Origin of the sequence: Streptomyces sp. NPDC060002 (assembly GCF_042737245.1) — a bacterium.
Lineage (GTDB): Bacteria > Actinomycetota > Actinomycetes > Streptomycetales > Streptomycetaceae > Streptomyces.
Genome location: NZ_JBHWUW010000012.1, coordinates 142,667 through 161,967, shown reverse-complemented (window position 1 = coordinate 161,967; position 19,301 = coordinate 142,667). Strand labels below are relative to the sequence as shown.

Annotated in this window: 20 protein-coding genes and 3 pseudogenes; 11 read left to right on the top strand and 12 right to left on the bottom strand. The window is 67.2% G+C overall.

Annotation, left to right across the window (positions count from 1 at the left end; all coding sequences use genetic code 11):
- Positions 1-367 precede the first annotated feature (367 nt).
- The gene (locus ACFWBD_RS14460) at positions 368-631 is read right to left on the bottom strand and encodes a hypothetical protein (RefSeq protein WP_385666820.1); all 264 of its coding nucleotides are present in this window, start codon (positions 629-631) and stop codon (positions 368-370) included.
- Positions 632-853: 222 nt separating this feature from the next.
- Between ACFWBD_RS14460 and ACFWBD_RS14455 the strand changes: the two genes are divergently transcribed.
- The 5 genes from ACFWBD_RS14455 to ACFWBD_RS14435 all read left to right on the top strand — a co-directional run bounded on the left by ACFWBD_RS14455 (position 854) and on the right by ACFWBD_RS14435 (position 8,045).
- Positions 854-1,525, top strand: coding sequence for a formylglycine-generating enzyme family protein (locus ACFWBD_RS14455; RefSeq protein WP_385666818.1), 672 nt, complete (start codon positions 854-856; stop codon positions 1,523-1,525).
- On the top strand, positions 1,522-1,695 hold the full coding sequence (locus ACFWBD_RS14450; protein WP_385666816.1) for a hypothetical protein: 174 nt from the start codon (positions 1,522-1,524) through the stop codon (positions 1,693-1,695). The genes ACFWBD_RS14455 and ACFWBD_RS14450 overlap by 4 nt, the downstream gene beginning before the upstream one ends.
- Before the next feature lie 396 nt (positions 1,696-2,091).
- The gene (locus ACFWBD_RS14445; protein WP_385666814.1) at positions 2,092-4,401 is read left to right on the top strand and encodes a molybdopterin-dependent oxidoreductase; all 2,310 of its coding nucleotides are present in this window, start codon (positions 2,092-2,094) and stop codon (positions 4,399-4,401) included.
- A gap of 137 nt (positions 4,402-4,538) precedes the next feature.
- Entirely contained in the window at positions 4,539-5,090 is a 552-nt protein-coding gene (locus ACFWBD_RS14440) for an EF-hand domain-containing protein (protein ID WP_385666812.1), read from the top strand.
- A 213-nt stretch (positions 5,091-5,303) separates the two neighbouring features.
- Positions 5,304-8,045 carry a hypothetical protein gene (locus ACFWBD_RS14435; protein ID WP_385666810.1) on the top strand — a complete coding sequence of 914 codons (2,742 nt, stop codon included), beginning with the start codon at positions 5,304-5,306 and terminating at the stop codon, positions 8,043-8,045.
- Between the two features lie 81 nt (positions 8,046-8,126).
- Here the strand turns inward: ACFWBD_RS14435 and ACFWBD_RS14430 are convergent, their stop codons facing one another.
- A complete protein-coding gene (locus ACFWBD_RS14430; RefSeq protein WP_385666808.1) occupies positions 8,127-8,309 on the bottom strand; it encodes a hypothetical protein in 183 nt (60 codons plus the stop codon).
- Between the two features lie 238 nt (positions 8,310-8,547).
- On the opposite strand from ACFWBD_RS14430, the gene ACFWBD_RS14425 reads away from it, so the two are divergent.
- The 5 genes and pseudogenes from ACFWBD_RS14425 (at position 8,548) to ACFWBD_RS14405 (ending at position 12,239) form a co-directional block, all read left to right on the top strand.
- Positions 8,548-8,970, top strand: coding sequence for a hypothetical protein (locus ACFWBD_RS14425; protein ID WP_385666806.1), 423 nt, complete (start codon positions 8,548-8,550; stop codon positions 8,968-8,970).
- 1,257 nt (positions 8,971-10,227) lie between these two features.
- The gene (locus ACFWBD_RS14420; RefSeq protein WP_385666844.1) at positions 10,228-10,713 is read left to right on the top strand and encodes a hypothetical protein; all 486 of its coding nucleotides are present in this window, start codon (positions 10,228-10,230) and stop codon (positions 10,711-10,713) included.
- Positions 10,644-10,835: pseudogene (locus ACFWBD_RS14415) on the top strand (transposase); the annotation flags it as partial. The gene ACFWBD_RS14420 and the pseudogene ACFWBD_RS14415, both read left to right, overlap by 70 nt.
- Positions 10,836-11,095: 260 nt before the next feature.
- Positions 11,096-11,452, top strand: a complete 357-nt coding sequence (locus ACFWBD_RS14410; RefSeq protein ID WP_385666804.1) for a putative quinol monooxygenase — start codon at positions 11,096-11,098, stop codon at positions 11,450-11,452.
- A gap of 166 nt (positions 11,453-11,618) precedes the next feature.
- A complete protein-coding gene (locus tag ACFWBD_RS14405; protein WP_385666802.1) occupies positions 11,619-12,239 on the top strand; it encodes a TetR family transcriptional regulator in 621 nt (206 codons plus the stop codon).
- 48 nt (positions 12,240-12,287) lie between these two features.
- Here ACFWBD_RS14405 and ACFWBD_RS14400 read toward each other — a convergent pair whose 3' ends face one another.
- The 3 genes from ACFWBD_RS14400 to ACFWBD_RS14390 form a co-directional block, all read right to left on the bottom strand.
- Complete coding sequence (locus ACFWBD_RS14400; protein WP_385666800.1) at positions 12,288-12,431, bottom strand: hypothetical protein; 144 nt, start codon at positions 12,429-12,431, stop codon at positions 12,288-12,290.
- A 297-nt stretch (positions 12,432-12,728) separates the two neighbouring features.
- Positions 12,729-12,956 (bottom strand): hypothetical protein, encoded by a 228-nt coding sequence (locus tag ACFWBD_RS14395; protein ID WP_385666798.1) that lies wholly within the window; start codon positions 12,954-12,956, stop codon positions 12,729-12,731.
- A gap of 19 nt (positions 12,957-12,975) precedes the next feature.
- Positions 12,976-13,275 carry a TetR family transcriptional regulator gene (locus ACFWBD_RS14390; protein WP_385666796.1) on the bottom strand — a complete coding sequence of 100 codons (300 nt, stop codon included), beginning with the start codon at positions 13,273-13,275 and terminating at the stop codon, positions 12,976-12,978.
- A 141-nt stretch (positions 13,276-13,416) separates the two neighbouring features.
- Here ACFWBD_RS14390 and ACFWBD_RS14385 point away from each other — a divergent pair, with 141 nt between their 5' ends.
- Positions 13,417-14,400 carry an aldo/keto reductase gene (locus tag ACFWBD_RS14385; RefSeq protein ID WP_385666794.1) on the top strand — a complete coding sequence of 328 codons (984 nt, stop codon included), beginning with the start codon at positions 13,417-13,419 and terminating at the stop codon, positions 14,398-14,400.
- A gap of 1 nt (position 14,401) precedes the next feature.
- Here the strand turns inward: ACFWBD_RS14385 and ACFWBD_RS14380 are convergent.
- The 7 genes and pseudogenes from ACFWBD_RS14380 to ACFWBD_RS14350 form a co-directional block, all read right to left on the bottom strand.
- Positions 14,402-14,749, bottom strand: a pseudogene (locus tag ACFWBD_RS14380) (AraC family transcriptional regulator); the annotation flags it as partial.
- Between the two features lie 589 nt (positions 14,750-15,338).
- Positions 15,339-15,476 carry a hypothetical protein gene (locus ACFWBD_RS14375; protein WP_385666792.1) on the bottom strand — a complete coding sequence of 46 codons (138 nt, stop codon included), beginning with the start codon at positions 15,474-15,476 and terminating at the stop codon, positions 15,339-15,341.
- A gap of 251 nt (positions 15,477-15,727) precedes the next feature.
- Positions 15,728-15,934, bottom strand: coding sequence for a hypothetical protein (locus ACFWBD_RS14370; RefSeq protein WP_385666842.1), 207 nt, complete (start codon positions 15,932-15,934; stop codon positions 15,728-15,730).
- Positions 15,865-16,563 carry a polyprenyl synthetase family protein gene (locus tag ACFWBD_RS14365; protein ID WP_385666790.1) on the bottom strand — a complete coding sequence of 233 codons (699 nt, stop codon included), beginning with the start codon at positions 16,561-16,563 and terminating at the stop codon, positions 15,865-15,867. The genes ACFWBD_RS14370 and ACFWBD_RS14365 overlap by 70 nt, the downstream gene beginning before the upstream one ends.
- 300 nt (positions 16,564-16,863) lie before the next feature.
- Positions 16,864-18,138 (bottom strand): glycosyltransferase, encoded by a 1,275-nt coding sequence (locus ACFWBD_RS14360; RefSeq protein WP_385666788.1) that lies wholly within the window; start codon positions 18,136-18,138, stop codon positions 16,864-16,866.
- Positions 18,135-18,779, bottom strand: coding sequence for a tetratricopeptide repeat protein (locus ACFWBD_RS14355; protein WP_385666786.1), 645 nt, complete (start codon positions 18,777-18,779; stop codon positions 18,135-18,137). Before ACFWBD_RS14355 ends, ACFWBD_RS14360 begins: the two co-directional genes overlap by 4 nt.
- 145 nt (positions 18,780-18,924) lie before the next feature.
- Positions 18,925-19,301: pseudogene (locus ACFWBD_RS14350) on the bottom strand (hypothetical protein); the annotation flags it as partial.

Genomic DNA, 19,301 nt, shown 5'->3' with positions numbered 1-19,301 from the left:
GGGAATCGAAGGCCATAGCGGGCGAAGTTCTCGGCATGGCAGCAGCATAAGATCCAGCCCCCGCCAGCACACCGGAAGGGGGGTCTCGTGCCGCTCGTTCATCACGTTCCTGGCAGCGCACTTCGTCTGTGGAGCCCCACCCGGCGTGGAGAAGGGTCCCCGCCGCCCGAAGGCGCGGGGACCAAGTTCGCCACCATGCAATGGTGCGGGGCACGAGAACGCGAGAGGTGCCCCACACCATTGCCTTTATGCTTCAACTCCTGGGGACTCCGTGACGCGGAGCAGGTGCTCAGTCGTCGTACGGATCGCGGCTGCCGGACTTCGCCAGACCGCGGCCGATCATGTAGCCGACGGTGAGGATCACGATTTACAGCCACGCCTTGTCGGCGCGGAAGTAGTCGGCGTGGCCCTCGTCGTCGCCCACGACCATGGAGGCGATCAACACCGCGACCACCGCGGCGATATAGACGAAGAACTCCGTGGTCTTGAAGGCCGCCTTCGTCTCCGTCGACAGTCGACATGACCGGTGAGCCGTCGCATCGTCACCCGTGTGCAAATGCTGCGCTGCATTTGCGACACCACCCTGCTGCAGCCCGACGACCACGAGCAGCACCACCGCGACGACGGCCACCACCCACTCGTGCTGCAACCCGCTGCACCACTGTCCTGGTCTCGGTTGATCTGGCCTGTGGGCAGGGCCGTGACCTGTGGCGACCAGATCGGTTGAGACGCCTGGTCGCCGAGAATCTCACTTTGGTCTGGCTTCTTGCGGTCGGGTGCCGGGTTCTGTCTCAGTTGATCTGGTCCGACCCCGCCGTTTCGAGATGGCAGGTCTCGGTAGGATCTCCTGATCATGGACGTGGTCGCGGGAAACGAGATGGTCGCCATCCCGTCGGGGCAGGTAACGCTGTCGGACCGGCGGACGCAGCGCAGTTGGTCGGTCGAGCTTGCGCCCTACCGGCTCGCGGCATTCCCGGTCACCCAGGCGTTGTATGCACAGATCGCAGGCCAGCGGCCGAGTACCGCCCATGGGGACCAGTTGCCCGTTGAGTGCGTTTCCTGGTGGGACGCGACACGGTTCTGCAACGCCCTGTCCCTGCGCGACGGGTTCACGCCCGCGTACCACCTCGCTGCCGACAGTGAAGGCATCGAGTGGGACACATCCGCCGACGGGTACCGGCTGCCGACCGAAGCCGAGTGGGAGCACGCCTGCCGTGCCGGTACGGCAGGACCGCGTTACGGAGAGCTCGACGAGATCGCCTGGTACCGCGGTAACTCGCACGAGCGAATCCACGACGTGGGCGGCAAACATCCCAACCCGTGGGGTCTTTACGACATGCTCGGCAACGTCTGGGACTGGTGCTGGGACGTCTACGACGCCGAGGTCTACGGCAGCTACCGATTGCTCCGTGGCGGTGGTTGGTTCGATGAGCACTGGAGTTGCCGGGCCTCTGCGCGGCGCCGCAGCCATCCGACCTTCCAGGTCGACGACGTAGGGTTCCGCATCGCGCGCTCCATCGTGTGACGATCGGTTCCCGCCCGTCGTCGAATGCGACGTCCGCCGCCTCTGCGCACGGCGCGCTGGGACAGGCCGTAGTCGAGCGCGGCCACGGCGGCCGGGTCGGTGTCTCGCTCGCAGCCGGTCAGATGCCGCTCGGCGCGCTGCTGCGGGGTGAGGCGATGTCGCCGCTCTGATACAGGAACTGGCGGACGTGGTACATCGGCGCTCCGAGCCCCCGTCCGATCAAGCTGAACGACTGCCCTTCACGCCAGCGTCTCCAAACCTCGTCCTGCTGAACCGACGAGAACCCGTAGTCACGCACCCACGCCTCCACGATTACATGATCATCCGTGGGTGGTGCGTTTGATCACTTGAGGGTGCCATCGATTGCTGACAGGTGCTCCTTGATGCGAGCCGATGGAACCGGGGCTTCTGTGCGGCCATTGGCAGTCGCGCACGCCGACGGGGTTGGGCAGCAGGCCACGGGGGAAGTCTCCGTCCCGCGGACCGTCGACCGAAGTGGAGCCCCTGTGACGTAAACGCCCGCTCTCCGAGAGCGGGGGAAACTTCAGGGATGGAGTTGATGCACGGTGGAACGACGCATGTCGGTTGCGACGCACTGGGGCAGTTTTATCGCGGTGGTCGATTCCGGTCGGTTGGTGCGGATTGAGCCGAGGGGCGATGATCCCGCGCCGTCGCCTATCGGCCCCGGAATGGTGACAGCCGCCGACGATAGCGCCCGCGTGTTGCGCCCCGCCGTGCGCAAGGGCTGGCTGAACGGCCTGCCGCGCGCCTATGACACGGCCAGAGGCGCGGACGCCTTCGTGGAGGTGAGCTGGGACGATGCGATCACGCTGGTGAGCGATGAACTCCGTCGAGTGCGTTCACAGCACGGAGACAGCGCGGTGTTCGGCGGATCCTATGGATGGGCGAGTGCGGGCGGTTTCCACAACGCGCAGGGTCAACTCCACCGGTTCCTGGCGTTAGGCGGGGGATACACCGACTCTCGCAACACGTACAGCACCGCGGCTTTGGAGGTCATCCTCCCTCATGTGATCGGCGGGCATCCGTGGAGCTACCAGTCCCGGATGCCGATGTGGAACGAGATCGCCGAGAACTGTGAGCTTGTGGTGGCGTTTGGAGGGCTGGCCCTCAAGAACAGCCAGATCAACCCTGGTGGGCTGGCCAGGCACCAGACGCAGAACCTGCAGCGCCAGTGCCGTGAGGCCGGGGTGCGGTTCGTGAACGTCAGTCCCATCCGCAGCGACGTCGCCGGCTTCCTCGACGCCGAGTGGCTGCCCGTCATCCCCAACACCGACACCGCCGCGATGCTCGGCATCGCACACACGATGCTGGTCAACGGGTGGCACGACGAGGACTTCCTTCGCCGGTGCTGCGTCGGGTTCGACCGCTTCGCCTCCTACTTGGTCGGCGAGCTCGATGGCATCCGGAAGGACGCTGCCTGGGCAGCGAGGATCACAGGCATCAGTCGCGACGCGATCACCGACCTCGCTCGCCGCCTCACCACGCAACGTTCTCTCATCATGGTCAACTACGCGGTGCAACGGGCAGACCACGGCGAACAACCGATCTGGATGTCTGTCGTGCTGGCCGCCATGGCGGGCTCGATGGGCCGGTCTGGGTGCGGCTGGGGCGCAGGTTACGCGACGATGGACGCGACCGGCGTTGCCAAAGGCCGCCCCTTCGTGGCGACGATTCCCGAGGTGTCCAACCCTGTTCCGGATTTCATCCCTGTCGCGAGGATCGCCGACACCCTGCTGCATCCAGGTAAGACCATCGACTACGACGGCCGGCGCCTCACGTTGCCCGAGCTTCGCCTGATCTACTGGTGCGGAGGGAACCCGTTCCACCACCACCAAGATCTCCACCGGTTGACCCGAGCCTGGCAGACCCCTGACACGGTGGTGGTTCACGAAGCCTGGTGGAACACCACGGCCAAGTTCGCGGACATCGTCCTTCCCGTCGCCACCAGCTTGGAGCGCGACGACTTCGCCGCCGGGTTCTCGGACCCCCACCTCGTCGCGATGCCGAAGGTCCGCGAGCCGGCGGGCGAGTCGCGCACCGACCACCACATCTTCACCGCCTTGGCCTCCCGGCTCGGATACGAGCAGGAGTTCACGGAGTCGCGCTCCGAGATCGAATGGGTCCGACACCTTTACGAGCAGACGAGGGCCAAACTCGGCGACGATGGAGCCTTGCCGGGCTTCGACGACTTCTGGCGAAGCTCCACCGCTGAGCTGCCGGCGTCGACCGGACCGTTTCCCGGCAGCTTCGAGGCGCTCCGCTCAGATCCGCAGCGTTTCCCCCTGCCGACGCCGTCGGGCCGGATCGAGATCTTCTCCGAGGAGATCGACTCGTTCGGCTACGACGACTGCGCCGGGCATCCGACGTGGTTTGAACCAGTGGAGTGGCTTCGTGCCGATCTGTCGGACCGATTCCCGCTGCATTTGATCTCGAACCAGCCCGCCTCACGCCTGCACAGCCAGTACGACAACGGTGGCCACAGCCTCAGTTCAAAGATCCGTGGCCGTGAGCCCGTGACGATCAATCCGCTGGACGCCGCGTCGCGCGGCATCGAGAACGGCATGATCGTACGCGTCTACAACGACCGGGGTAGCTGTCTCGCGGGCGCAGTCCTGTCGGACGACGTCATACCAGGCGTCGTACAGCTGTCCACGGGAGCGTGGTGGGATCCGGTCCAGCCGGGCCTGAGCGGAACATTGGACCGCCACGGCAATCCGAACGTTCTCACGGCGGATCGACCGTGCTCGCGCCTGTCCCAAGGACCGAGTGCTCTCAGTGCGCTGGTCGACGTCGAGCTCTACGGCGGCCCTCTTCCTGATGTGCTCGCCTTTACACCACCAAACCTCGAACATTGACACGAAAGCTCCCTGCCTCTTCGGGCAGGTTTCCGTGTACGCCATCATCAAGCGCGTAGCAGGCTGAACCTGGCCGCCGAGAGGCTCTCCACCTGCCCGTTTGCGCTTGCGTAATGGCATGAATACTGTGCGCAGTCGTGACTGCACTGCAAGACCTCAAGTACGGCCAGTGGTTCAGGGGCGCCGACGGCGACGGCGACGGGTTCATCACCCAGCGGGACGTCCGAATGATGAGCGAGCGTTACATCGCCGCCCGCGGCACCGCGCCGGACTCCGCGACCGCCCGCCTGCTCAACGAGGGGATGGACGGGTTCTGGACGAACGTGATCGCCCCGATGGATCAGGACGGTGACGGGAAGGTCGATCTGCGGGAGATGACCGAAGGGTTCAGGCGGGTCCTGACCGACCCCGCCCGGTACCCGGAACAGATCGAGCCGGTGACCAACTGCTTCTTCGACCTCGTCGATCTCAACGGAGACGGCAAGATCGACCAGGCGGAGTTCCAGCAGATGTTCGACTCGGTCGCCGGCGTTCCCGGCGAGGACTGCGCCGCGGTCTTCGCCGCTTTGGACCGGGACGGCTCCGGTGCGCTGGACCGCGCCGAATTCCACCAGGCGGTCACGGAGTTCTTCTACGGCAACGACCCGGACGCTCCTGCCAACCACCTGTTCGGCAGGGTCGCCGGCTGACGGCCCGGAAATTGCGGACCGGGACCCGCACGCCCACGCCACTGCTGGTGTGAGCGTGCGGCGTGAAGACCTCAGGCCAGGCACCCCCTGACGACGCACTTTGGAGTCAGCCCGGCGGTCGCGTACCGCAGATTGAGAGCATGCGTTTCCGAAAATCGCCCACGCTGCGGGTGACCGCATTAGCATGCGAGCCCTCGAGTCCATGGGGGGCGCATGTCGGCATCGCAGAATTCCGGGCCGCAGCGACTCGTCGGCGGAGTCTGGTCCGACAACGCCGCAGCTGCGTTATATGAACGAGCCATCGACACCCTTCTGCAAGAGCCTGATATCTCCAGGCGGCTCGGGAAACGGCCCGCTGCAACTGCCGAGACGCTGCGTGTTGCCATGCTCGGCGCGTCGATCGCCAACCGGGCGATCGACGCGCCCGGGCAGACCTTCACGAAGTACCGGACGCTTCTTCTGCAGTTGCGCAACGCGCAAGAACAACAGCGATCGCGCGGAAGCACACTCCGATGGGGCTGGAGGTCAGCAGGGCCACCCGTCCTGGCCGTACTCATCGTGCTGGGGCCGCTTGCGGGGGCGGCGCCGATGGGTACCCTCGCCCTTGTCCTGCTGGCGGCGGCGTGGCTTGTCGCCGGACTTCTCCATCCAGTGTCCAGACGAACCCTGAGCACCTTCGCGCTGATGACGTCGGCACTGCCGCGGAGACTGCTCCTGACGCTCAGAGTCCGAATCCGCGGCAAGAAGTGGGAAGCCGAGCTGAGACTCGGAGTGCGGCCCCTGGTCCCCCTCGTACTCGAGGCCCTGCTGGGCGACGATCCTGAAGAACTCCTCATGGCCGACAGCTACGACGGGCTGCGGGAAACCACCGGCGCTCGCTACGTGGTAGCCAGCGCGACAGCCCAGAAGCTGGATCGGAAGATCGGGCAGATGACGGGCGGGACGATCGCCGTCTGCGGGCCTCGGGGCGCAGGCAAGACCACACTGCTGACCCGCTGCGGCAAGCGTGAGGACTTCATCGTCCACGCAGCAGCTCCCGCGAATTTCACTCCCCACGATTTCTTGGTCTCGCTGTTTGTCGACCTGTGCGAGGCCTACGTCTGGCGGGCGGGCGGTGACGTCCCCAACCTGGCGCGCCTGACCACCGTGCGAAAGACTTTCGACAGCCTCGGCCGGTACCTGCGGAAGCGGATCTCCTGGCTCACGCACGCGGCACTGGCCTGCGGGCTGATCGCCTTCGGGTCGGTCGCGACCGTGCGCACTCTGGGCTCACGCTACGGAAGCGGGCTCTACGAGGACACACGCGATCTCCTGCAAGAGCTGGGCTCGCTCGTGCTCGCCATCTGGAGAGGCGACAATCTCGCCGCCGGACTGGTGCTCATCGTCGGTGGCCTTCTCGTATGGCGCACGCGCCAGACCGCAGCCCTCAAGACGTCGCTCAGCCACGCCCGCATCGCCCTCATCGTGACGGGGTCTTCGACCCTGTGCCTTGTCCCCCTGGCGGGAATGTGGTCCGACGACGAGTTGAGTAACCAGATGTATGAGCTCTTCGACAAAGGGCACTTCATATCGGCAATGGCGGCCCTCGGCTTCATCCGCTTGCTGACACCTACGGACGCGAGCGGGTCATGGGTCCAGGGCCCGATCTCTGTGTCGAAGCCGCTCACCTGCGTGACCCTCAGGACACTGGCCCTTGCGGGCATGCTGACACTGGCCTACCGGAGCAGCGAACTGCGCGTGATCCTTTCCGACCCGGACACCTCCGTCCGCGTTGTATCGGTCCTGGCCGGCTTCCTCGTCCTCAAGATTGGTTTCGGGACGCGGCAGCCTTCGGAGCACGGGCTCGTAGCGGAGTGCCGCGCCCAGCTCTACCGGCTGCAGACCGTGCAGACCACCGCCGCCACCGGCACATCGGGCCTATCGCAGGTGGTGAGCCTCGGCAGCTCACACACCGCGTCGCTGTCCACAGTGACGCCCAACTTCCCGCTGCTCGTCAACGACTTCAGGGAAATCCTCGGAGCCATCGCTCTCGACAATCATCTGGCAGGCCACCGCACGTTCATTTGCATCGACGAGCTGGACCGGCTCGGCAGCGACGCGCAGGCTCTCGCCTTCCTAAGGGAGATCAAGGCCATCTTCGGGGTCCGGCATGTCCACTACATCGTGTCGGTTGCCGAGGACGTGGGTTCAGCCTTCGTGCGCCGAGGCCTGCCGCATCGGGACGTGACGGACAGCTCGCTCGATGACGTTGTGTACGTTCAAGCCGCCACCATGCCTCTCGCAGAAGAGATCCTTCAGAAGCGGGCTCCGGGCATATCGCCCCCCTACGTCGCGCTGGCACACGCCCTCTCGGGCGGGCTACCGCGCGACCTTGTCCGCTACGGCCGAAGGATCATGGAGGCTGAGGAGACAACCGGTTCGGCGGAGCTGACGGACATCGCCCGCCGGCTCGTCCTGGAGGAGCTGTCGGAGACCCTGTCAGGATTCCGAGTTCTGCTGAGCAAGCAGCAATGGGACGAGGACACCAGCGTGATCCTGGATTCCTTCCGCGACCTGATGGCCCGCCTGCAATTCGAACCCGTTTCCGTCCCGGAGATCTGCGCCGCTCTGGAAGGGTTCTCACGGATGCAGCACCTCAGTCCCGCCGCCGGCCAGGCGAACCAGCTGCCGGAGGAGACTGCCCATCTCGTTGCCGAGGCCTCCGCATACGCCTACTTCTCCCTCACTCTCCTGGACGTCTTCGGCTCGGAGGGCTTCACCCGGCGCAGCGAGATGGCCGCGAACAGGGGGCCGGAAGGGACACCTCAACTCCTCGCCGAGGCCCGCCAGGAACTCGCCGTCTCGCCCCACACAGCGCGACGTTTACTGCGGTCGATCCGTCAGGCCTGGGGCCTCGACGCCACGACGTCTCCGCCCGCCATCTTGCCGTTCCCCCAGCCCGCACCCGCACCGTAGAGGAGGCAGGCCTGCACAACGGACCGACCGCCAACGAGGCACTGCTCGTGTGACGGCCCGAGCTGTGCGTGGTCTACGGGATCAGTGGCAGTGTTCACCCGGCCGGTACGGCCCGCACTTTGCGAAGTCGGCCGCCCACAGAGGCCAGTCCACCGGGAACCCGTTGTCGGCGAGGGTGTGGGCGGTGCGCTCCACCGAACCGTCGTGTTTGAAGGCGCTCTCCGGGATGTGCTCCAGGAACTTCCCGGAGAAGCGCCCGAGCACGTGGCCGGGGTGCGAACTACCGTCGGCGCCATGACGACGGATGCGAACTCGACTACGCACACGTCAACGAACAGGCCCAGCCGCTCTCGCCAGGTCTGACAGGCCGTCTCGGCTCCTGTTTGCCCGTCGCGCGGTGTGCAGGCGATGGCCGGCGAGGGCGTGTCGGGACCGGAGGCGAGGGTGGGATGATCCTTTCCTCTCCGGTACGCCTGGCATCGCCACGTTTACCGGATTGCCGGTGACCGACGAGGAAGACGAAGGATCGATGACGCTGAACGTGGGCCAACGGGTGCGGCTGGCGGCGGACCTCCGGTTGGCCGGGTCGGTGACCCCAGCCGAGGAGCCCCCGGAGGAGACGGGTGCCTTCGCTGCCTCTGTGGCCCTGGCAGCAGGCATCGAGGGCACTGTCGAGCGTGTGGACGAGCATCACCCGCAGCAGAGCCACGAGGTCCGTGAGTACCTGCGCCTCAAGTCGCTCCTCGACGACTTCGGCCACCAGATGCCGCCGGAGAGCAGAAAGCAACTGGATGAGCAGGTGGGGGCCTTGGAAGAGCAGTGGGCCGCCTACCAGCGACGGATGCTTCGCGTCACGGTCCGCGTCCGGCTCGACAACGGATTCGTCCTCGACGACGCCCCCGAGGAGGCTTTCGCCTCTGCCTGACCAGGCGTCGCAGCGCTGGCCGCTCGCACTGCTGGGCGTCGTCGCAGCGAAGGCCGGCCTGCCCGCGACCAGGCCGCTGGTCGCCTCCCAGACCGGGCGGGTCGGCGCGGGCAACTCGCGTAACATCCTCGCCGGCGACGAGGTGGGGAACGAGGTGCGGCTACCCGACCTCGCGCGTGGGGCGGGGCGGCGCGATCTCCAGGGGTCTCCACTTCCTGTCCGGCCTGGCGGAGGGTGCGAGCAGGAAGCGGTGACGCGCCTGGGGAGCCGTCCGGGAGAGTGCGCGGTGGTGACCTCCCGCTCGGATGCGAACGGTTGCCGCTGCTGTGATCCGGTGTCTGCGTCAGTACCCGCGGCCGAAGCCGCCATAGCTGAATCCGCTGCCATAGCCGCCCGTCCCGCTGGTGGGGCTGCCGCCACTCGGGTTGCCCCGGTCGGTGGGGCGCCGGGTTGGCGGGGAAAGCGGCGAGAAGCGACGTGAAGGTACCGTGATCCTCGCCGAACAGCTCCCGCCGGCAGCGCCCGATGCTCACACCGCGAACGGTGTGTAGTGGGCAGGATGCGGCAGTGCCAGGTGGCTCATCGGCTCACCCCCGTGATTCCGTCTCTCCGGGGTGCCTCCAGCACCGTCGGCGAGGCAATGCCCCCGCGCTCCCCTGCTGTGACGGCATGGCCGGATCGCGTTTCGAAAGGCCCCTGACGGGGGCCTCCGCCACCGACGTCAGTACATCGGTGCGGATGCCACAGCGTCCGTGTTCGGCTCCAGGCTGACCGCACCATCCGCCGATTTCGGCAACGTCATTCCGGCCAGTGCACGACGCAGTCGGGCGACACCGATCCGTCCCTGGTTGAGCCTGCCGTGGAGGGCCCCGTGGCCGCGGCGGGCTTCGACTTGAGTCGGTCGGCGATCTCACGGTCCGCGTACCCCTCGCACGTCAGACGCACCATGGCCCGGGTCTCGGGCCTGCTGGGCGCCCAGCAGGTCCATGAAGGCCCCCGAAAACCGGTTCTCCGTGGTGGGGCAGCGCAGTCAGCAGGCGGAAGAACGCATCCGGGTCGAGCAGGGTGACCGGGCCGTTGCCGAGGCCCCACTGGCGCCGCAGTTAGACGTGCAGATCCACCGGAGGCAGCGAGGCGGAAGGGGACTGGCTGTTCGGAGGCGTTCATCGCCGATCCCGGCCCCGGCCCGGTCGGCAGGACCGAACTGACGGCCTGCGGTGTCGCGGGCTGCCGCTACGGTGCTGCCCGCCAAGGGCTGTGCGTGCCCATTACGGCTTCTGGGAGCGAGCGGGTGAGCGAGAGAAGAAGAACTGGATCGCCGGGTTGACCGTTACCGACAGCGGACACCAGGTCTGCCGCTTGTCGTTCTGCACCTTGTGGGCTCAGGGGAATTCGCCGTTCTGCCACAACCACAAGTCCCGCTGGTATGCGGTCGGCAGCCCCGACATCGAGGAGTTCGCACGCCGCTGCGAGGCCGCCGGAGACGACCGCTTCGACTTCCGTCCGCTGGAGGCCGAGCGGCAGCTGAAGCTGGAACTGCAGTACGCGCTGCAGTGCCGCCACGACGAGCGACAGGTCAACACCCACAGCTCAGCTGTCTCGCCCGTGATCCGCCTGGCCTCCTCCGGACTGTCAGGCTCCTTGCTGGAATGGCCGATGGAGCATCGGAGCACAAGCTGCGGCAGGGCAGGTACTTCCCTCACTGGCTCCTCGAACGCCGCCGCCGGGCCGAGCAGGCCCTGATCTCGGTGGTCGCCACCGCCTACTTGCTGGGCGTCTCCACCCGCCGGGTCGAGAAACTCGCCGAGTCCCTCGGCACGCAGCTGTCGAAGTCCCAGGTCTCCGCGATGGCGGAGCGCGGTGACCTAGCTCGGCCAGGTGCCGGGCCCGATGATCCCCTGCAAGATTCCACACCGAACGGTTCGGTTTGACGAGTGGAGCGGCCCCACGTACGGTCAATACCAATCGGTTTGGTTTGGGTGTGGGTCGGGCTGAGTGCCGCAGAGGCTCTTCAGGGTCGCCGCGCCGCCACTGACCTACCGCCGATCGCGGAGCCCCCCGGGCCGCGGGCAGCAGCGGTTCGTCGCTGCGCCGACCGAACGACGAACACAGCAAGGAGAAGTCGATGAGCGACACCGTCGTGTACGCCCTGTTCCACTACCGGGTGAAGCCCGGCATGGAAGACCGCTTCCAGGACTACCTGGCCAAGGTCCTCCCGGTCACCGAGGCCCAGGAGCCGTACATCCTCGGCTACGAGATCTTCCAGGCGCCCGACGGCTCGTACTTCCAGCACGAGCACTACGAGAACGAGGAGGCCGTCTGGAAGCACATGGAGCTCACCGCCGACGGCCAGAAGGACTGGGCCGAGGCCACCGAGATGGTGCAGCTCACGATGGTCGGCAACCTCACCCAGAAGTTCCGCGACACGTTCCTCGGCGGCAAGGGCACCGACTTCAAGCCCTTCCGCAGCGTCAGCCGCTGATACCCGGGCCGCCGCCCATCGCCACGAACCCGCCGCAGAACCGGTCCGAACAGGCCGTCGGCGCCGGGTTCGTGGCCGCTCCGCGTTCCGGATCGCCCGACCCTCGGAGAGAAGATCTGACTGGATGGCCGACAAACCGAACTGTTTGGTCGCCTATCGTGTCCCTATGCCTCGCTCCGCCGTCTCCCGTAAGACCTCGAACTCCTCTAGCGCCGATACCCGGCAGCGGATCCTCGCCGCGGCGAAGGACGAGTTCGCCCGGTACGGCATCGCCGGCGCCCGAGTGGACCGCCTCGCCAAGCAGGCGCGGACCAGCAAGGAACGGGTCTACGCTTATTTCAGCAGCAAAGAGGCCCTCTACCACCACATCGCCGAGAACGAAACGGCCGCGCTCATCGAGGCCACCCGCATGGACCCGGCGGACCTGCCCGGCTACGCCGGCATCCTCTTCGATCACTTCACAGCCCACCCGGACCACTATCGGCTCATCACCTGGGGCCGCCTCGAACTCGCCGACGGCGAAGCCGACAGCGAGACGGTTGACCCCATGCTGACCACCATCACCGGCAAGGTCGAACAGCTCCGCGACGCGCAGCGCGCCGGCCTGATCGATCCCGCCTGGGACCCGGTCGACGTACTCGCCCTGATCAACCAGATCGCCACCACCTGGGCAGGTCAGCCGGAGATCGGCGCCGCCGCGGCCAAGCTGGCCGCGGACACCTCCGTCGGCGCACGCCGCGCGGCCCTCGTCACCGCCGTCGAGCGCCTGTTCCCCCGCCCACGCTGAGCCTCAGACCGCCGAACTCCGAAAAATCTGGATCGTGCCCCGGCGCCACTACAGCAGCCCCGCGAGCCAGGCGCCACCACCGAGGGCGAGTGCGGCGCAGGTGGCCGCTCCCATGAAGACGATCAGCGGCAGCGTGCCGTCCCCGGCTTTTCCGTGCTTCCTCGACGATGCGCAGCGTGCGCGCTTGAGCATGGCGCCTCCCCAGTTGATTCACGGTGCCGGGTCACTCTTGGCGGGTGGAGTTCCCCGTGCCGCTCGCCCTCGCCGCACCCGTCCGGACCCGCCGCGCGGCGCCGACGCGAGCTGGGGCCGCGCGGCCCCTGGCGGGCCCGAGCATCCGTTGACGGGAATGCAGATCAGCACTGCATCTGGAGGGCGTCACCGTCACCGCTGTTCGATATTGACGAGATGCGACAGCGCTCGGTCGCTCGCCGGAGTCTCCCGGGCGCCAATGAGGGTGCGGCGCCACTTCGAGTGCTCGGGGCGCGGTCAGTTCGTCGTCGCGGGAAACAGGCGCTCGACGGCTGCGACGATGGCAGCTCGGCGCGTCGCCAGGAACGTGGCGCGACCCTCGCCGTGCGGGGGCAGCAGGTCAGGCTGTGCAGCCCAGGCGGTAGCGATCTGGTGGATGAGGACGAGGATGTCGACCGGGTCCCAGTCCGCGTCCAGCCGGCCGGCTTCCTGGGCGTCGCGAAGTTGCTCGATCTCACGGGCCACCTATTCCCGGAAGGTGTCGTCAGGGAGAGCCTCCGGCGTCGAGTTCCAGTTGCCCCCAGCTCATGAGCCGGAAGCGTTCGGGGTGGTCGGTGAAGTAGTCATGGCCGCGGCCGGCGTAACCGGGCAGGTCGGTGGGGTCCGTGCCGGTCGCTTCGGCCACGGCCGCCAGCTCCTGCGCGGAGACCAACCGGTAGAGAGCCACCTTGCTCGAGAAGTAGGCGTAGACGCGTTCCTTGCTGGTCCCGGCGCCCCTGGCGATGCGGTCCATCCGCGCCCTGGCGATCCCGCGTAGGGAGAACTCGGCCTTGGCGGCGCTCACGATGCGGTCACGGACGGAGTCTGCGCGGGTTGAGGGGCTCAGGCTTCCACGCTACCCGACCAAACCGTTTGGTTTGACGCCGGGCAGTCTGTCTGCGTAGGCTTCAAACCGAACTGTTTGGTTTTACATCAGGAGATCCTCATGCAGCACAGGACACTCGGCACACAGGGCCTGACCGTCTCGGCGATCGGCTACGGCTCGATGGGCCTGACCATGGCCTACGGCCCCGGAGACGAGGAGGCGGGTATCGCCGCCATCCGCCGGGCCCACGACCTGGGCGTCACCTTCTTCGACACCGCAGAGCTCTACGGCTTGGGCACCGGCTCCAACGAGATCCTGGTCGGCAAGGCGGTCAAGGACTTCCGCGACGAGGTGGTCCTGGCCACCAAGTTCGGCTTCGACCTGTCCGACCTGTCCCAGGGGTTCGGCCTCAACAGCCGCCCCGACAACATCCGCAAGGTCGCCGACAACAGCCTGCGCTACCTGGGCGTCGACCAGATCGACGTCTTCTACCAGCACCGCGTCGACCCGGACGTGCCGATCGAGGACGTCGCGGGGGCGGTGAAGGAGCTGATCGACGGGGGCAAGGTGAAGTACTTCGGCCTGAGCGAGGCGGGCCCGGAGACCATCCGCAAGGCGCACGCCGTCCAGCCGGTCTCGGTCCTGCAGACCGAGTACTCGCTGTTCGAGCGCGAGGTCGAGCAGCTCTTCCCGCTCCTCCAGGAGCTCGGCATCGGCTTCGTCCCCTACTCGCCCCTCGGCCGCGGCTTCATCACCGGTACCGCGAAGCCCGCGGGCCAGTACGACGCTACCGACATGCGCAACACCGACCCGCGCTGGCAGCCCGGCAACTTCGAGAAGAACGTCGAAGCCGTGGACCGACTTGACAAGCTGGCCACCGCCAACGGCATCACCGTCTCCCAGCTGGCCCTGGCCTGGCTGCTCGCCCAGGGCGACCACATCGTCCCGATCCCGGGCACCCGGAGCGCGGCCCGTATGGAGGAGAACGCCCGCGCGGCCGACGTCGCCCTCACCGAGGCCGATCTCGCCGCGATCCACGAGATCCTCCCGACCGGCGGATTCGGCGCCCGCTACTCCGCAGAGCACGCCCCGAACTGGGTCTGACCCCCACACGAGCGGACCCGGGGGTGATTCCGGGGGCGTTGGCGAGGCGCAGTAGCAGCAGCAATTCGAGCAGGCTGCGCCGCAGGGCGTGGTGGATGTCGTGGGGGCGGCGCCCCAGTGCGCGGTGTTCGTCCAGGAGCTGGAGTGCCGTCTGCTGGAGCCAGGCGGTGTCGTCGGGGTGTGGGCTCAGCACGGCTGGAGCCTCGTGTGCGGTGAGCGGGGCCAGCAGGCGGGCGATGTCGGGCCGTAGTACATCCGGCTCGAAGAGGATGAACGGGCCGCGGGCGGCGCCGGGCGCATGCCAGCACTGCGCGTGCCCCGGGCGCACCCACAGCCACTGGCCAGGGCTGCTCGCCGTGCGCGCGAATACTGCAACTTTCAAATACCGACATCCGCCAGTGTTTGCGGCACATGACCGAGGCCTTGGTCGGCGCGGTCACCGGTGCCCCGGCCGCTCCGCCAAGGCCCTGCTCGGCCGCCTCGACGCCAGCGGTCAGATTCAGTACGCCGGCCGCACCACCGTCCTGAATCTGACCGTCCGCCAGGCCCTGGCCGCCGGACTCGAACCGGGCGGGACCGCGCACCCATGGACCGGCTGGACTTTCCGCCGGGTGAGGGTCGCCGGAGCAGCTCTCCGTACGGCTGGTCAAGCCGGCCGTGGTCGCCGAGGTCGCGGTCGACGTGTCCCTGGATGCGGCTGGGCGGTGGCGGCACCCCGTGCGGCTGGTGCGAGTCAGGAGAGATCTGGCTCCTGACGAAGTCTCGCTATTCGGGAAGGAAGCCTGATCTCGGTCTGGCCGGAAAGTACGCAGGGTGCTTCGCTGGGGTCTTCCGTCCGCCGCACATCGACAGCGCGGGCCCGCCTGCGGACCGCTTGGTTCGATACGCAGGAGCCGCCCCGCCGACGGAGAGAGCGTCTGTCGGCATGCCCTGACGGACTACAGGGTGTTCGAGAGCTTGGAGAGCAAGTGCCCCACGAGACTGAACAGGTCCGGGCCGCCGCTCTTCAGCAGGGGCGTGAGGCCATCGGCATGAGCGGTTGCGCCCGTCATCAGGAGCGCACTGGTGACGATCAAGGTTGCGAGTACACGCTTCGTTGTGTTCATACCTTGATCAACGATCTTGCTTGGCGTCCGTTACGCGTTTTTCCACAACGCCAACGGGCGTCGCGTCGCGGATCTGCGTGAGACTGGCCTGCCCTGTCTGTGCGAGGGTGCGCTCGCCCCCCTTCTCGACGCCAACCGCTGCCTCACTGATCCCCGATACCGGACTCGCCCGCTCGTGCGCCCCGGGCCGGAGCCGCCCGTCCCGGTGGAACCGGCCGCGATCATTGCCGTGGCCCGTCATGTGATGGAGTGCCGTGGCTGGGATGGGGCGAGTGGCGGGCTTGGGTGATCAGGCGCAGTCCTGCGGGGCTGAGGGTGCAGTGGAGTTGGGGGCGGACTCGGCTGCTGGGTGCCGGGGTCAGGTGCCATCGGGAGGCGATGGCGCTGAGGATGATGGTGGCTTCGGCGAGCCCGAGGGTGTCTCCGATGCATTTCCTCTTGCCGGCGCCGAAGGGGATGTACGCGCGGCGTGCGGCATGGTCGGTGGGAGATACGTCTCCAGCGAGGCCCCCAAGTCGCCGACGAGAAACAGTTCGAGGGCGGCACCACGGCAGATCTGCTGACCTGCCGCCGCCTGAATCTCCAACGCCCGCACGATCCGCCCGGGGGGTATGCCGTACCCGGCGCACTCGGCCAGAGTCGCGAACCAGGTGAAGAAGAGAGCGTTTCCCGCGACGATGGCCATCTCCTGGCCGAACACCGCGTGCACGGAAGGGCGTCCGCGACGGAGCGCATCGCGGTCGATGATGTCGTCGTGCAGCAGGCTCCCTGTGTGCGTGGCCTCAAAACCAACGGCCGCCGGCAGCACCGCCGTCAGACTCCCTCCCACAGCCAGCGCCGACCGCGCCAACAGATGGGGCCGTAGCAGCTTCCCGGACGGCAGCAGCGCATAGCGGTGGACGGCATCCAGTCCGGCTTTGTGCTCCGGCCAGCGACAATCGAACTCCCGCGTCAGCAGCGCTTCAAGGGAATCGTTACCGCTGCTGGAAGACGTGGAGGGAACCGGCCGAGACTCAACGAGCCGTCGGTGAGGTAACGGCCAAGGTGTCACAGACATCTGCAAGACCTCCGAAACTGCAGCGAAGTGGCGTCAACAGCGCGAGTGCGACTGAGGTGCCCAACTGGGCTGGGGCCATATCACCACCGTCCGGACGGTGTGACCGGGCTGACGAGATCGGCCGCCGGTCTTGTCCGCGTACCGCTCCTCTCCAGGAGACGTAGCGCCCACATCCAGAGAGCTTTGCGCGTCGCGGAGATGCCCGAATCGAGCCAGCGGTCACCCTTCGGTTCGTCAGCGGTCACGCGGACGAACCGAAGGGTGACCGAGATCCCTGCACGCACCTCGTCGCCCAGGGCGTCACACCAGCAAGGGACCGCCGCAGCGTTCGGCGCCGTCCTTCACCGCGATCAGATTGGCCTGCACATAGGAGATCTGGTTCCTGGAGTTCCAGTCGGTCGGGAAGTAGGTGACCAGCCGTGAGTTCTGGAATCGGGCCTGGATCTCCGGTACGAAGGCGCGGTACTGGTTGTCGGTGTAGTACCAGAACGAGTTCTCGTTGTAGTAGGCGACATGTGTCGGGTCCTGGTAGGCGCCCCGGCCGTCGGAACTGGGAGTGAGGGTGAGGAGCATGCCGCCCGGTGCCAGCAGGCGGTACAGCTCATTGATCAGTGGAACCTTCGCGGGCACGTGTTCCAGGAAGTCCACCGCCCTGAGAAGACCGACCGAGTCGTCGGGGAGGTCCAGGGGTGCGGGCAGCGTCGCAATGATGTCGACGCCGTCCCTGGCGTACTGGTCCACTCCCAGGTAGCCGGACGGCTTGCGGTGCGCGGCGCCGAGGTCCAGCGCGAGCAGCCCGCGCCGCTTGGTCCAGGCGAGCGCGTTGCACTCGATGTATTTGTCGTACAGGGCGACGGTCTCGCGCTGGATGTGCGCGTTGATCTCGGTGTCGCGCTGGGTGTTGTCAGGGTGCATTCGTTGCATGTACAGGCATCGGGGGATGCGGTGGAAGTCACCGGCCTGGAAGAGACGGCACATCAAGTCCTGGTCGTCCAGCACCGTGCGCGTGGCGTCGTACCCACCGACCTGTTCGTACGTGTCCCTGCGGAACGCCCGCACATGGTTGGGGGCGTACCAGATGTACGAGACGTTGTGCGGCGTCGGTGCCATGGAGATGGCTTGCAGGAGGCGGCGGCCGTCGACGTCCGCCTCCTCGTACTGCCAGCCGTGGGCCTCGTTGAACCGTGTGTCGTCCCGGCTTCCGTCCTCGGCGATCTGAGCGGTGTGGCTGTAGACGAAGACGACGTCGGGATGCTCGTCGAAGGCCTTCGCCAGTTCCGCCAGACAGTCCTTCGCCAGCAGATCGTCGTGGTCGAGCTCCACGAGGACCTCGCCGCGTGCCACTTCACAGGCACGGCGTTTGGCGGCTCCGACCCCCCGGATATCATCCGCGACCTCCAGCCGGACACGGTCGTCAGGACGTTCCGGCCGCCATCGCGCGCCGTTGTTGAGGAGGACGATCCACTCCCAGTCGGAGCAGGTCTGCGCCTGCAGGGTCGCGAGGCATTCGTCCAGGAAACGCGGCCGGTGGCTGGGGGTGAAGACGGAGAACCTCGGGGTCGAAGAAGAAGTCATTCCGTGGTACCTACCTGAGTGGCTGTCAGTGCTGCGCTCGCGGAATCCCGGAACTCCTCCGGGACGTGCTGTAGAAGCGATGGGTCGGCGCGGACGGCGAGGCCGAAGGCGTCCTCGGCCTCTTCGTCCCGGCCCTTCTTCGCCAGGGCCTGTCCCAGGTGCAGATGGGCCGTGGCGGCCTTCGGGTCGGCGCCCACGATGTGCCGCAGGATCGCGATCGCCTGATCGGTGTGGCTCGACTCGATCAGGAGCGCCTTGTTGTAGAGGGCCGATTCGAAATTCGGGTCGATCTTGAGGGCGTGGTCGTAAGCCGCGCGTGCGTCGGCTGTCCTGTTGCCGTGCTGGGCGATGACGCCGAGGTTGTACCAGGCGAGTTTGTTGGCGGGGTTCACGTTCAGGTCCAGGACCTGTCGGAAGCTGTGCGCCGCCCCGGAGAAATCCTTGTTCTCGCCCTGCTTGATGCCCGCTTGGAGCAGTGCCTCCGCCCGCGCGGCCCGCTTGGCCGCAGGTGATTCGGGCCCGGACGCAGTCGAAGGAATGGTCTTGGGGTCTCCTGCGAGCAGCTGGACCCAACCGGTCGCCGCATTGGAGACCACGACTGCCGCGGCGAGTCCGGTCCACAGTACGATCCGCTTTTTCACATCTACCTCACCGATCCGGTAACGCGACTGAGTCGGGCGGCATGAGCAAGCACCGTTGGCTGCGCGGACGATGCTCCCGGGGGCCGTCGCCCAGTGCGGCCGTGCGCGCCGGCCGGCTGGGCAAGAGACTTCACGGCTCGGGGGTTCACGGCGCGCATACCGCGTAGACGGTGATGGTGCGTGCGTCGGCCGCGGTGGCCTGCCAGCCGGTAGCCGGAGAACCCCCGGTAGGACGGCTGATGATCATCTCGAGGTTGCTTGCCCCGTTGGTCAGGTAGCCGCCGCCGACGGCGAATTTACCGGCGGGGCACAGGACAACGGCGTTGCCTGTGGAGCTGGTAGCCGTGACGACCGAGCTCTGCGCCCCGGAGCTCGTGCCCTGGAACCCTTGGAAGCCCTGGTTGCCTTGAGTGCCCTGCGCACCGGGGCCTCCCTGACTTCCCTGGGCACCGGCACCGCCCTGGAACCCCTGCGTGCCCTGCGGGCCGACGTTGCCTTGGCTGCCTTGCGTGCCGACGCTGC

Coding starts and splice junctions, on each gene's coding strand:
- ACFWBD_RS14455 (WP_385666818.1), top strand. CDS start 854: ATGGACGTGGTCGCGGGAAACGAGATGGTCGCCATCCCGTCGGGGCAG.
- ACFWBD_RS14385 (WP_385666794.1), top strand. CDS start 13,417: ATGCAGCACAGGACACTCGGCACACAGGGCCTGACCGTCTCGGCGATC.
- ACFWBD_RS14405 (WP_385666802.1), top strand. CDS start 11,619: ATGCCTCGCTCCGCCGTCTCCCGTAAGACCTCGAACTCCTCTAGCGCC.
- ACFWBD_RS14360 (WP_385666788.1), bottom strand. CDS start 18,138: ATGACTTCTTCTTCGACCCCGAGGTTCTCCGTCTTCACCCCCAGCCAC.
- ACFWBD_RS14410 (WP_385666804.1), top strand. CDS start 11,096: ATGAGCGACACCGTCGTGTACGCCCTGTTCCACTACCGGGTGAAGCCC.
- ACFWBD_RS14365 (WP_385666790.1), bottom strand. CDS start 16,563: ATGTCTGTGACACCTTGGCCGTTACCTCACCGACGGCTCGTTGAGTCT.
- ACFWBD_RS14400 (WP_385666800.1), bottom strand. CDS start 12,431: ATGCTCAAGCGCGCACGCTGCGCATCGTCGAGGAAGCACGGAAAAGCC.
- ACFWBD_RS14435 (WP_385666810.1), top strand. CDS start 5,304: ATGTCGGCATCGCAGAATTCCGGGCCGCAGCGACTCGTCGGCGGAGTC.